This is a genomic window from Billgrantia bachuensis (assembly GCF_011742165.1).
Lineage (GTDB): Bacteria > Pseudomonadota > Gammaproteobacteria > Pseudomonadales > Halomonadaceae > Halomonas > Halomonas bachuensis.
In genome coordinates this window covers 1-12,036 of sequence record NZ_JAAQTO010000061.1, presented here as the reverse complement: position 1 = coordinate 12,036, position 12,036 = coordinate 1, and the positions used below count along the sequence as shown (strand labels likewise).

At 63.6% G+C, this 12,036-nt stretch carries 11 protein-coding genes; 7 read left to right on the top strand and 4 right to left on the bottom strand.

Features of this window, described 5'->3' with window-relative positions:
- Positions 1-357: 357 nt before the first annotated feature.
- The gene (arsB, locus tag HBJ55_RS20930) at positions 358-1,443 is read right to left on the bottom strand and encodes an ACR3 family arsenite efflux transporter (protein WP_167119800.1); all 1,086 of its coding nucleotides are present in this window, start codon (positions 1,441-1,443) and stop codon (positions 358-360) included.
- Positions 1,444-1,622: 179 nt separating this feature from the next.
- On the opposite strand from arsB, the gene HBJ55_RS20925 reads away from it, so the two are divergent.
- Positions 1,623-2,240 carry an ABC transporter ATP-binding protein gene (locus tag HBJ55_RS20925; RefSeq protein ID WP_167119797.1) on the top strand — a complete coding sequence of 206 codons (618 nt, stop codon included), beginning with the start codon at positions 1,623-1,625 and terminating at the stop codon, positions 2,238-2,240.
- Positions 2,231-3,034, top strand: a complete 804-nt coding sequence (locus tag HBJ55_RS20920) for an ABC transporter permease (protein ID WP_167119794.1) — start codon at positions 2,231-2,233, stop codon at positions 3,032-3,034. Before HBJ55_RS20925 ends, HBJ55_RS20920 begins: the two co-directional genes overlap by 10 nt.
- A 50-nt stretch (positions 3,035-3,084) precedes the next feature.
- Here HBJ55_RS20920 and HBJ55_RS20915 read toward each other — a convergent pair whose 3' ends face one another.
- A complete protein-coding gene (locus HBJ55_RS20915) occupies positions 3,085-4,272 on the bottom strand; it encodes an acetyl-CoA C-acyltransferase (RefSeq protein WP_167119791.1) in 1,188 nt (395 codons plus the stop codon).
- Between the two features lie 169 nt (positions 4,273-4,441).
- On the opposite strand from HBJ55_RS20915, the gene HBJ55_RS20910 reads away from it, so the two are divergent.
- The 5 genes from HBJ55_RS20910 (at position 4,442) to HBJ55_RS20890 (ending at position 10,459) form a co-directional block, all read left to right on the top strand.
- A complete protein-coding gene (locus tag HBJ55_RS20910; RefSeq protein ID WP_167119788.1) occupies positions 4,442-5,047 on the top strand; it encodes a TetR/AcrR family transcriptional regulator in 606 nt (201 codons plus the stop codon).
- Positions 5,048-5,250: 203 nt separating this feature from the next.
- Positions 5,251-6,927, top strand: a complete 1,677-nt coding sequence (locus HBJ55_RS20905) for an AMP-binding protein (RefSeq protein WP_167119784.1) — start codon at positions 5,251-5,253, stop codon at positions 6,925-6,927.
- Positions 6,928-6,944: 17 nt separating this feature from the next.
- Complete coding sequence (locus tag HBJ55_RS20900; RefSeq protein ID WP_167119781.1) at positions 6,945-7,712, top strand: SDR family NAD(P)-dependent oxidoreductase; 768 nt, start codon at positions 6,945-6,947, stop codon at positions 7,710-7,712.
- A gap of 89 nt (positions 7,713-7,801) precedes the next feature.
- Positions 7,802-8,254 (top strand): MarR family winged helix-turn-helix transcriptional regulator, encoded by a 453-nt coding sequence (locus HBJ55_RS20895; protein WP_167119778.1) that lies wholly within the window; start codon positions 7,802-7,804, stop codon positions 8,252-8,254.
- Positions 8,255-8,647: 393 nt separating this feature from the next.
- Positions 8,648-10,459 carry an acyl-CoA dehydrogenase C-terminal domain-containing protein gene (locus HBJ55_RS20890; RefSeq protein WP_167119776.1) on the top strand — a complete coding sequence of 604 codons (1,812 nt, stop codon included), beginning with the start codon at positions 8,648-8,650 and terminating at the stop codon, positions 10,457-10,459.
- Positions 10,460-10,581: 122 nt separating this feature from the next.
- Here the strand turns inward: HBJ55_RS20890 and HBJ55_RS20885 are convergent, their stop codons facing one another.
- Complete coding sequence (locus tag HBJ55_RS20885) at positions 10,582-11,568, bottom strand: alpha/beta fold hydrolase (RefSeq protein WP_338072060.1); 987 nt, start codon at positions 11,566-11,568, stop codon at positions 10,582-10,584.
- A gap of 32 nt (positions 11,569-11,600) precedes the next feature.
- Positions 11,601-11,903, bottom strand: a complete 303-nt coding sequence (locus tag HBJ55_RS20880) for a winged helix-turn-helix domain-containing protein (protein ID WP_167119770.1) — start codon at positions 11,901-11,903, stop codon at positions 11,601-11,603.
- Between the last annotated feature and the right edge of the window lie 133 nt (positions 11,904-12,036).

Here is a 12,036-nt window from a genome sequence, read left to right as displayed (position 1 = left end):
CCGAATATAAGGATGCAGTTGGACCTTAGTGTTGATCGATCTCAACGTCATCTTGCAAAGGGGGAGTCCATATAAGTTCCCTATGATGGCTTGCGCCACCCCTGCTTGTGGCGTCTGGAGAATCCGCGACATAAATTTGGGGATGGCAAATAACACCAAGATCAGGGCGTTTCGCCGCTCGCCGAGGGCATGCAGAATGTCGCCGAGCGAAGGTCGTGATGCCCAAGATGACCAGGAAGAGCCAGCAGAAGAGTGGCACCTGGTGGCTGATTGCCGGCTACTTCGGGGTTTAACCCGTTGGGGCGTGTGCTCTGAATGAGCCGTAGCACTGCGGTACGTTCGCTCGCTGAAACTGACTCAGCCCTGGGGGCTAGTCGAGGTAGGAAAATGCTCGCGGGTATTGTTGGCGATGCGTACCAGAGCCAGCATTAGTGGCACCTCTACCAGCACGCCCACCACCGTGGCCAGCGCCGCGCCCGACTGCAGGCCGAACAGCGCGATGGCGGCGGCCACGGCTAGTTCGAAGAAGTTGCTGGCGCCGATCATGGCGCCGGGAGCGGCTATGTCGTGCGGTACCTTCCACGCCTTGGCCCAGCCGTAGGCGATGAAGAAGATCAGCACCGTCTGGATGATCAGCGGGATGGCGATCAGCACGATATGCAGTGGCGCCTCGAGAATTACCTCGCCCTGGAAGGCGAACAGCAGCACCAGCGTCACGATAAGCCCTGCCGGTGTTACCGGGCCGATCCGCTTCATAAAGTCATTGTCATACCAATCGAGGCCGTGGCGGGCGATCAGGGTGCGCCGGGTCACGTAGCCGGCAGCGAGCGGTATGACGATGTAAAGAAGGACCGACAGCGCCACGGTGCCCCAGGGCACCTGGATACTGGAGATGCCGAGCAGGAAAATCACGATGGGGGCGAAGGCGAATAGCATGATCAGGTCGTTGAGCGCTACCTGCACCAGGGTGTAGGCGGCATCCCCGCGGGTCAGGTAGCTCCACACGAATACCATGGCGGTGCAGGGTGCGGCGCCGAGCAGGATGGCGCCGGCCAGGTACTGGCTCGCAAGGTGTTCCGGAATCAACGGCCGGAACACCACCATCAGGAAGAACCAGGCGATGACGAACATGGTGAAGGGCTTGATCAGCCAGTTCACCGTGGTAGTGATAATCAGCCCCTTGGGCTGGCGGCGCACGCCGAGCACGGCGGCGAAATCGATCTGCGCCATCATCGGGAAAATCATCGCCCAGATCAGGATCGCCACCGGTATCGATACCTGGGCGACTTCGAAGCGCGAGAGGGTTTTAGGCACCGCCGGGGCGAGCTGGCCTAGCAGTACACCGGCGACGATGGCCAGTGCCACCCACACGGAGAGATAGCGTTCGAACAGGCCCAAGCCTTCGGTTGGCGGAGGCGCCTGGGTGTCCTGATGTGAAGTCATTTCGTTATCCGAAGGGCAAAAAAGAAGTATTGAAGCTAAGCCTGGTAAATTAACTTGACTGCTGATTCATTATATATGGATGCCCATATATAAACAATCGAGAGGTAAGATGGCTTCCACTTGTCAGCCTGGCGGGTTCGCGCCACTGTAACTTCTTCTCCACCCAGCGGGGAAAAGCCTTGTCTGAAGAGTGCTTGCGACTCGACCGTGTTGCCATCGGCGAGCTGGCCGAGGCCAGCCTTGACGTCGAACCCGGAGAGATCGTCTGTTTATCCGGCGCCAGTGGCTCGGGCAAGAGCCGGCTGCTGCGTGCGGTGGCCGATCTCGAACCTCATGAAGGCGAGGTCCGGCTGGGCGAGCAGGCCCAGGCGCAGACGCCAGGCCATACTTGGCGGCGCCAAGTGATGCTGGTGCCGGCCGAGAGCCACTGGTGGGCGGAGACGGTGGTCGAGCACTTCTTCCATGAGCCTGAAGCAGCGGAACTGGAAGCGCTGGGGCTGGCTCCCGATGCTCTGGCCTGGCAGGTGGGGCGGCTCTCCACCGGTGAGAAGCAGCGCCTGGGGCTGCTGCGGGCCGTGAGCCGCGAGCCCGGGGCACTACTGCTCGACGAGCCCACCGCCAACCTGGATGACGCGACCAGCAAGCGTGTGGAGGCCTGGCTGAAGGCGCGCATTCACGAGCGTGGCTGGCCGACGCTATGGGTGGCCCATGACCGAGGGCAGATCGCCCGAGTGGCCGACCGCCACTGGCGGATTGCGAACGGGCGACTGGAGGAAGTGGACGCAGCATGGACGTGATCGAACTCTCCTGGTGGCAGCTGGCGCTGGCGGCGATGATGGTCGTGGTGCTTGCGGCCTGTACCTTCGCGATGCGGCTGGGCATGGGGCGCAGCCTGCTGGTTGCTGCGCTGCGCACTGTCATTCAACTGGCGTTGGTCGGTCTGGTGCTGGAGGCGCTGTTCGCCGCCGAGCGGCTGGTGTGGGTCGTGCTGATGGCGCTGGCGATGCTGCTGATCGCCGGGCGCGAGGTGATGGCGCGCCAAAAGCGTCGGTTGTTGGGCGGCTGGGCCTTCGGCATCGGTACGCTGTCGATGTTTCTCTCGTCGTTCACCGTCGCCGTGCTGACCCTGACCGTGGTCATCGGCCCCGAGCCGTGGTATCGCCCTCAGTATGCCATTCCGCTGCTGGGAATGCTGCTGGGCAACACCATGACCGGTGTGGCTCTGGCGTTGGATCGCCTGACCGATACCGCCTGGCGTCTGCGTGGCGTGATCGAGAATCGCTTGATGCTCGGCGAGCCGTGGCAGGTGGCGATTGGCGACATCCGTCGCGAGGCGATGCGCAGCGGCTTGATGCCGATGATCAACGCCATGGCCGCCGCAGGCGTGGTCAGCCTGCCGGGCATGATGACCGGGCAGATACTCGCCGGCACCGCGCCGAGCCTGGCGGTGAAGTACCAGATCTTGATCATGTTCGCGATCACGCTGGGGACCGGCTTCGGCACCCTGGCCGCGGTGGCCGCGGGCAGTCGCCGACTGTTCGATTCCCGCGAGCGTCTGCGCCTCGATCGGCTCTCGGCACCCCGTTCATGAAAACGCCCGCTTCGGTGTCGAAGCGGGCGTTCAGGGGCTTTAAAGCCCGATCAGTCGATCAGCTCGATGGCCACTGCCGTGGCCTCGCCGCCGCCGATGCACAGGCTGGCGATGCCGCGCTTTCCACCCTTGGTGCGCAAAGCGTGGATCAGGGTGGCGATGATGCGTGAACCGGTGGAGCCGATGGGGTGGCCCTGGGCGCAGGCGCCGCCGAACACGTTGACCTTGCTGTGCGGGATATCGAGTCCATCCATGGCCAACAGTGTGACCACGGCGAAGGCCTCGTTGATCTCGAACAGGTCGACGTCGGCGATGCTCCAGTCCAGCTTCTTCAGCAGCTTGTCGATGGCGCCCACCGGGGCGATGGTGAATTCGCTGGGATGCTGGGAGTGGGTGCTATGGCCGAGCATGCGTGCCAGCGGCTTGCTGCCCAGCCTGTCGGCAGCCGCCTGGCTGGCAAGTATCAGCGCCGAGGCGCCATCCGAGATGGAGCTGGAGTTGGCCGCGGTGATGGTTCCGTCCTTGGCGAAGGCGGGGCGCAGTTGGCGGATCTTGTCGAGCTTGGCCTGGAACGGTTGCTCGTCGTGTTCGACCACGCTCTCGCCCTGGCGGCTTGTGACGGTGACCGGGGCCATCTCTGCCTTGAGGTGGCCGGCGTTGGTGGCCTCCATGGCACGCTCCAGCGAGGCGATGGCGAAATCGTCGAGGCGTTCGCGCGAATAGCCGCGCTCACTGGCGACATCCTGGGCGAACACGCCCATCAGTTTGCCGGTCTCCGCGTCCTCAAGGCCGTCGAGGAACATATGGTCCTTCAGCTCGCCATGACCCAGGCGATAGCCGGTACGCGCCTTGGTCAGCACGTGCGGGGCGTTGGACATCGACTCCATGCCGCCGGCCAGGATTACTTCGCCGCTGCCGGCGCGGATCAGGTCATGGGCCAGCATGGTGGCCTTCATGCCCGAACCGCACAGCTTGTTGATGGTGGTCGCGCCGATGCCGTCGGGAATGCCGGCCTGGCGCATGGCCTGGCGGGCAGGGCCCTGCTTGACGCCGCCCGGCAACACGCAGCCTATGATGCCTTCGTCGATGGCGCTGGACTCGATGCCGGCGCGCTCGATGGCGGCGCGAATGGCGGTGGCGGCAAGCTCAGGAGCCGTGAGGCTTGCCAAGCTGCCGAGCATGCCGCCCATCGGGGTGCGTGCGGCGGAGAGGAAAACGATATCGTTGGGGCTGCTCATGGTGGCACTCTCCTGTCGAATCATCCGTTGTGTTTGTCGTCGACGAGAGCCGGCTCAAACAGGCGTTGCGGCCGTCTCGTCTGGGTAATCTCTGCGGTATGTCGCGTTGACCTGCCGACGTCGCTGTGTTTTTCTCAAGATCAACCAAGCAAGCGCTAGTGTAAACCCGATGAATGTCGTTAACGAGTCCCCACGCCGTAAGGAATTGACCCGTCTGGCCGCCCAATTGTTCGTCCAGGAGGGCTTCGATCGCACGACGGTGCGCATGCTCGCCCAGGAGATGGGCATCAAGTCCGGCAGCCTGTTTCATCATTTTCGCGACAAGCAGGAGATCCTGGCGGCAGTCATCGAGGAGGGCACCCAGAACGCTTTGATGCTGGCCCGGCAGGCCTTGGAGGAATGCGGCGATTCGGCCAGCGAGCGGCTGCATGCCATGGCCAGGGCCCATCTGGAAACGCTGCTGACCGATCGCAATGCGCATGTCGTCGCCCTCTACGAATGGCGGCGGCTGGATGCGGCTGCACGGGACCACCTGAGCCATTTGCGCGACGCCTATGAGGAGCTATGGGAGCGGGTCATAGACGAAGCCCTGGAGGCCGGGCTCGTTCATGGCGATCGCTTCCTGGTATCGCGCTTCGTCATGGGCGCGCTGAACTGGACGGTGCGCTGGTACGATCCCGAGGGGCCGCGCAAGCCGGAGGACCTGGCCCACGAATTGGTTGCGATGATTGCTCCTTCAACCCCCTCCCAGCCTGGGCAGTCGACCAAGGTCTAGCCCGGGAACTCCGTCTCGGGGGTTGCCCCGCCCCGTCTTTGCTTCTAGCTTGTACCGAGCGCTTGCTAGGTTGACGCTTACGTCAACGGCATCTAAGCAGAAAGGATTCAAGCTGAATGAACAGGACCGCGAACCGGCCTTGTAGCGTGTCGAGCCGAGGCGGCGTTTCAACAACAAGCACAAACCGGTACAAGAGGGCAGTCATGAGCACCCAACAGCTTCCTGAGTACTCCACCTATTACCAGGCTTTTTTCGTCGACGACGTCATTTCCCGGCTCGATGACCATGGTGATGGCAAGTTCAACGCCTTTGAATCCTGCTGCGGTCGCCACCTGCGCGCCGGTCGCGGTGAGGTGCTGGCGCTGATCCACGAGGATGCCCGGGGCAGCGTCAACCGGCTCACCTATGCCGAACTGGAAGCCCGCAGCGCCCGGCTCGCCGGCTGGTTCGCCGAGCGTGGTCTTGGCGTGGGCGATCGCATCGCCTGCATGCTGCCGCGCTCGCCCGAATTACTGGTAGCGGTGCTCGCCACCTGGCGGATCGGTGCCGTTTACCAGCCCCTGTTCACTGCCTTCGGCCCCGACGCCGTGGATTACCGTCTGGGGCGTGCCGACACCAAGCTGGTGATCACCGATCACGCCAACCGCTTCAAGTTCGACGGCCTCTCTCAGTGTCCGTCGGTACTGGCGGTGGGTGGGGCGAGCGAAGGGCACGCTGCCGATCTCGACTGGAGCGAGGCACTGGCGCATTCACCCATCGAAGCCAATCCGCCGCGGCTCTCGCCGGAGGCGCCTTTCCTGCAGATGTTCACCTCCGGTACCGTAGGCAAGCCCAAGGGGGTGGCGGTGCCGCTCTCCGGGATGCCGGCCTTCGCGCTTTACATGGAGCTGGCCATCGACCTGCGCGAGAGCGATCGTTTCTGGAACATGGCCGACCCCGGCTGGGCCTATGGCCTCTACTATGCCATTGCCGGCCCGCTGCTGCTGGGGGTGACCACCCACTTCTGCGAGGCGGGCTTCAGCGCGGAAGGGGCGCTCGAATTCATGCAGCGGCACCGCATTACCAATTTTGCCGCCGCGCCCACCGCCTACCGTCTGATGAAGGCCTCGGGCCTGTTCGATACTGCTCACGAGAGCCTCGAGCTACGTGTCGCCAGCTCTGCCGGCGAGCCGCTCAACACCGAGGTAGTGACCTGGGTCGAGCGTTCGCTGGGCTGCCCTGTCATGGATCACTACGGCCAGACTGAGACCGGCATGACTTGCTGCAACCACCACGCTCTGGAGCATCCCAAGCATGTCGGAGCCATGGGCGTGCCCATGCCGGGCTACCGCCTGGCCATCCTCGACGCCGAATACAACGAGTTGCCGCCGGGAGAGCCGGGCGTACTGGCAGTGGATATCGAGCGCTCGCCGGCGCACTTCTTCGCCGGCTATACCTGGCAGGAGAAGCATCCGTTCGCCAACGGCTACTACCTGACCGGCGATGTGGTGATCCGCAACGAGGACGGCACCTTCCAGTTTGCCGGCCGCGACGACGACATCATCACCACCGCGGGCTACCGAGTGGGTCCCACCGACGTGGAGAATACCGTCATGACCCATCCAGCGGTGGCTGAGTCCGCTGCGGTGGGCCAGCCCGACGAGATCCGCGGTGAGATCATCAAGTCCTATGTCGTGCTGAGGGAGGGCTTCGAGGCAAGCGATGAACTGGCTGAAGAGATCCGTCAACGCGTGCGCGAGCGGCTTTCCACCCACGCCTTCCCACGCGTAATCGAGTTCGTCGACACCCTGCCCAAGACGCCCAGTGGCAAGATCCAACGCTTCAAGTTGCGTGCCGATGCCGCCGAGAAGGCGGAGTCCGGTGCGTCGGCAGCGAAATGAACCGGGAGAACCCCTAGATGCAAGTGCAGGATCGTACGTTTCTGATTACCGGCGCCGCCTCCGGACTGGGGGCGGCCACGGCCGAGCGCCTCGTGGCCGGCGGTGGCCGGGTCGTTCTCTGTGACCTCAGCGACGCCGTCGAGGCGCATGCCGAAAGGCTCGGCGAGGCCGCCCGCGCGGTGCACGGCGACGTGACTTCGGCTACCGACATGCAGGCGGCGGTGGATGCGGCCGTCGCACTGGGCGGCGAAAGCGGCCTTGCCGGGGTAGTGCATTGTGCCGGTGTGGTGAGCGTGGCCAAGCTGGTCGACCGTGAGGGCAATCCCGCCGATCTCGACGCCTACGCGCGCACCGTGCAGATCAACCTGGTAGGCACCTTCAACGTGATGCGACTGGCCGCCGCCGCCATGGCCAAGAACGCACCCAGCGAAGACGGCGAGCGCGGGGTGATCGTCAATACCGCCTCCGTTGCCGCCTTCGATGGACAGGTGGGGCAGTGCGCCTACAGTGCCTCGAAGGCCGGCGTGGTGGGCATGAGCCTGCCGGCGGCACGCGAACTGTCGCGGCACGGCATTCGCGTCATGGCGATTGCGCCGGGCGTGTTCCAGACGCCGATGATGAGCGAGATCCCCGACGAAGCCGCCAAGGCGCTGGCGGCCTCGGTGCCGTTTCCCAAACGATTGGGGCATCCCGACGAATTCGCTCGTCTGGCCGAGCAGATCATCACCAATGCCATGCTCAACGGTGAGGTGGTGCGCCTGGACGGCGGCATTCGCATGCAGTGAGCGTTGGTGGCCGCACTTGGCAGGTACCGGCTGGCACGCTAGCGTAGGGCGCTCAACGAGACGCACGACAAGAACAGGGGAGCACCCGCATGGCCAGCCAGGAGACCGGCTCCGACCTTCAACTCGACAACCAGCTCTGCTTTACGCTCTACACGACCTCGCTGCTGATGACCAAGTTTTACAAGCCCCTGCTCAAGGGGCTTGGCCTTACCTATCCCCAATACTTGGTGCTGCTCACCCTTTGGCAGGAGGACGGTCAAAGCGCCGGCGCCATCAGCCGACGTCTGATGACCGATACCGGCTCGCTGACGCCCGTATTCAAGCGCCTGGAGGCTGATGGGCTGCTAAAGCGGGTGCGTAGCCGCCGTGACGAACGGGTCGTCGAGCTGTTTCTCACCGAGCGGGGCAGGGCCATGCAATCGCAGGCCGAGGAGATACCCGACTGCGTGGTCATGGTCAGCGGCCAGGCGTCAGACGAACTGGCCGAACTCAAGGCGCGCCTCGAGACGCTGCGCGATAGGCTCGAGGAAGCCATGCCCTGACCACGCCTGCCTCTGACTCAATCACGCTACCGCCGTATGGTTCGCTTAATTGCTTAGTGCACAATAGTTTGTTGTTATTTTGATTGGTGCGCGTTCTATTGGTGTGATTCGAGAGTTCTGTAATCTGTTGCAGCAAGTAGTTTTCTCTTTCAAGCACTCTCCCGAGCCGGATAGACGAGGTTCGCCGTGGCTTGCACTCCGGTGTTGAGCCTGGCTGCCGGTGTGGCATGGGTGAGCCTTCGGCGGGTCGTCACGAGCATGAATAAAACGAGCGCTTGACTAAGCGTTGCATGCAGGCTAGTTTCAAACACATGTTTGAAAGAGGCTTTGCCGCTTTCACGCGACCGACTTCAGGCGACCTTTTTGCCCAGGCGATCTTTTGGAGAAGTAGAGATGCCCGACTATCAGGCCCCCCTGCGCGACCTTCGTTTCGTGATGGACGAAATGCTGGACTATCCCGCTCACTATGCCCGCTTGCCGGGTGGTGAAGAGGCCACGCCCGACGTGGTGACCGCCATTCTCGAGGAGGGCGCTCGCTTCGCACGCGAGGTGCTGCTGCCGCTGAACCAGAGCGGCGATCAGGAGGGATGCCTGCTGGAGGGCGGTGAGGTCAAGGCGCCAAAGGGCTTCAGGGAAGCCTACCAGCAATTCGTCGAGGGCGGCTGGCCGAGCCTTGCCGCCGATCCCGCCCACGGCGGTCAGGGGCTGCCTCATTCGCTGGCCATGGCGCTCAACGAGATGATCTGCTCCACCAACCTGGCCTGGGGCATGTATCCCGGCCTCTCCCATGGCGCCGCTGATGCCTTGCGCCACCATGGTACCGAGGAGCAGCAGGCCACCTATCTCACCAAGCTGGTGGAAGGCGTGTGGACCGGCACCATGTGCCTGACCGAACCGCACTGCGGCACCGATCTGGGGCTGATCAAGACCCGCGCCGTGCCTACCGCCGACGGTGCCTATGAGATCACCGGCACCAAGATCTTCATCTCCGCCGGCGAGCACGACCTGGCCGAGAACATCGTTCACCTGGTGCTGGCCAAGCTGCCGGATGCGCCGGAGGGCTCCAAGGGCATCTCGCTGTTCGTGGTGCCCAAGTTCTTGCCCGATGCCGAAGGCAACCCCGGCAAGCGTAACGGCGTCAGCTGTGGCTCGCTCGAGCACAAGATGGGCATCCACGGCAATGCGACCTGCGTGATGAACTTCGATGGCGTCCGTGGCTTCCTCGTGGGTCCGCCCAACAAGGGGCTGGCGTGCATGTTCACCATGATGAACGCTGCGCGCCTGGGCGTGGGTATTCAGGGGTTGGGCCTGACCGAGGCGAGCTTCCAGAACGCGCTGGCCTATGCCCGCGACCGCCTGCAGATGCGTGCGCTCTCTGGGCCCAAGGCGCCGGAAAGACCCGCTGATCCGATCATCGTTCACCCCGACGTGCGACGCATGCTGCTGACGCAGAAGGCCTTCGCCGAAGGTGGACGGATGCTGGTGCTATACACCGCCCAGATGCTCGATATCGTCGAACATGGCCAGGACGCGTCGGAGCGTGAGCATGCCGAGACCCTGCTCAGCCTGCTGACGCCGATCGTCAAGGCGTTCCTCACCGAGGTGGGCTTCGAGGCCACCAACGAAGGCGTGCAGGTTTTCGGTGGCCACGGCTTCATTCAGGAGTGGGGCATGGAGCAGCTGGTACGCGATGCGCGTATCACGCGCCTCTACGAGGGCACTACCGGTATTCAGGCCCTCGACCTGCTGGGCCGCAAGGTGCTGATGAGCCAGGGCGAGAGTCTCAAGGTCTTCACCAAGGAAATTCACAAGTTTTGCAAGGCAGAAGAAGCCAACGGCGAGCTGGCCGAATTCGTCGGCCCGCTGGCCAAGCTCAACGCCGAATGGGGCGAGCTGACCATGGGCATCGGCATGAAGGCCATGAACGACCGTGAGGAAGTGGGCGCAGCCAGTGTCGATTACCTGATGTACTCCGGCTACGTGACGCTTGCCTACCTCTTTGCCCGCGCGGCGAAGCAGGCTCGCGAGGCGCTCTCGGCGGGCAGCGACGAAGCGGCCTTCTACGAGGCCAAGATCCACACAGCGCGCTTCTACTTCCAGCGTCTGTTGCCGCGCACCCTGGCTCATGCTCGCCTGATTCAGGCTGGCGCCGAGCCGCTGATGGCGCTGTCACCGGAGGATTTCGGGCTCGGCTTCGAGATCTGATCCAACCAGGCATCTCTCTCGGTCAGTGCGGCTGATCGGTGTCTTGCGGCGGGCATTGCCCCGCCGCTTTTTTGGTTTCGAAGGGGCGCCAGCACCGTGGCGGCCAGCACGACTGCCGTTTTTTACCCGTTGCCTTCGCCGCAGTGCATGGAACGTAACTGCTTGCGGGGCAATTCGAAGCCCGAGGGTAGCTCGTCGGTGGGGTCGTGCAGCCAGGCTGCCAGGTCCTGCTCGGTACGCTCGCGCCGGGTGTAGCGCGTGAGCATGTGATAGCCGCCTGGGTAGAACGCCAGGCGTATGGCGTCGTGATCGGGGAGTCGCTGCAACAGGGCGCAGTAGGCCTCAATGGGAATGACCTGATCCTCGTCGCCGTACAGTATGAGTGAAGGCGCTGGGAGTTCGGCAGCCGCCTCGAGTGCCAGTCCCATGGTGCGTGTCAGGCCGTAGAGCGTATCGACCCGGGCACTGCGCAGGATCAGCGGGTCGTTGGCCAAGCGTCGCTTTATCGCTTCGTCGTCGGTCGGCTCGATGCCGAGACGACGCGTGGTCTGCACCGAGAAGGTGGCCTGGGGTATCAGGCGTACGCCCAGCCACAACCCGAGGCGCTGGTACCAGGGCATGGTCTCCTCGCTCCACACGGCGGGGGAGATCAGCACGCTGCCGTCCACCGGGGGTGGTTCTTCGGCGGCCATGGCGAGCATCGACACCGCGGCGCCCATGCTCTTGCCGATGAGATAGAGCGGTGTGTCGGGATGACGCTCGCGCAGGAGTTCGGCGAGCAGGATGACATCGTCACGCAGCCGCTCGTGGCCGGGCCACAGGCGACGCTGGTCGGTGGTGCCGAAGCCGCGCTGGTCGTGAGCATAGACCTCGATGCCATGCGGTGTGAGGGCGTTGGCCATGATCTCGAAGCTGCCGGCATGGTCGTTGAAGCCATGTACGGCCAGCACGACCACCTGGGAACCCTCCTTGGCAGGCCAGTGGCGCAGCGGCAAACGGTAGCCATCCTCGGCAATGACCTGGTACGGCGTCAGCTGAGGCTCGCTTGGGGCAGGTCCTGGTGTTTGCAATACCGGACCGGTGCAGCCAGCCAGCAGTAGCACCGACACAGGCAGAAACCACTTTGCCCAGCGAGTTTGCCTCATGCCAGCGCTGGGTAGTCCAACGCAGTACGCAGGCGTTCGGCATGCTGTGCCACCCAGGCCCGATCGATAGGCCCCCAGTCAATGATGGCGTATTGCCCGCTGTTGTGGCGCTCGCCCGGCGTAGGCCGGAACTCGCAGCGTACGTCCAACTCCTCGAGCGCCTTGAGCGTATCCTGGGCGGTACGCCGGGGCATGCCGGTAGCCGCAACGATTGCCGGTATGCTGGCGATGCCTTGCTCGATCAGGTGAGCCAGGTAAAGGCGACGGTAGAAACTGGACTGGGTCTTGCTGAGCGCCATGGAATTCCTGTGGTAGGTGTCAAAGAGATGAATATCAGCTTTTAGCATAGCGTCTGTGAAAGGCCTCCCTCCAGCCGCGGTGGGATGTCGTAATCTGTCGTGTCTCCTACAGTGATGACAGGTGGGTGGATGA

What these genes read in the sequence shown, in the direction of transcription:
- arsB (WP_167119800.1), bottom strand. Translation starts at nt 1,443, where the DNA reads ATGACTTCACATCAGGACACCCAGGCGCCTCCGCCAACCGAAGGCTTG.
- HBJ55_RS20920 (WP_167119794.1), top strand. Translation starts at nt 2,231, where the DNA reads ATGGACGTGATCGAACTCTCCTGGTGGCAGCTGGCGCTGGCGGCGATG.
- HBJ55_RS20915 (WP_167119791.1), bottom strand. Translation starts at nt 4,272, where the DNA reads ATGAGCAGCCCCAACGATATCGTTTTCCTCTCCGCCGCACGCACCCCG.
- HBJ55_RS20910 (WP_167119788.1), top strand. Translation starts at nt 4,442, where the DNA reads ATGAATGTCGTTAACGAGTCCCCACGCCGTAAGGAATTGACCCGTCTG.
- HBJ55_RS20905 (WP_167119784.1), top strand. Translation starts at nt 5,251, where the DNA reads ATGAGCACCCAACAGCTTCCTGAGTACTCCACCTATTACCAGGCTTTT.
- HBJ55_RS20900 (WP_167119781.1), top strand. Translation starts at nt 6,945, where the DNA reads ATGCAAGTGCAGGATCGTACGTTTCTGATTACCGGCGCCGCCTCCGGA.
- HBJ55_RS20895 (WP_167119778.1), top strand. Translation starts at nt 7,802, where the DNA reads ATGGCCAGCCAGGAGACCGGCTCCGACCTTCAACTCGACAACCAGCTC.
- HBJ55_RS20890 (WP_167119776.1), top strand. Translation starts at nt 8,648, where the DNA reads ATGCCCGACTATCAGGCCCCCCTGCGCGACCTTCGTTTCGTGATGGAC.
- HBJ55_RS20880 (WP_167119770.1), bottom strand. Translation starts at nt 11,903, where the DNA reads ATGGCGCTCAGCAAGACCCAGTCCAGTTTCTACCGTCGCCTTTACCTG.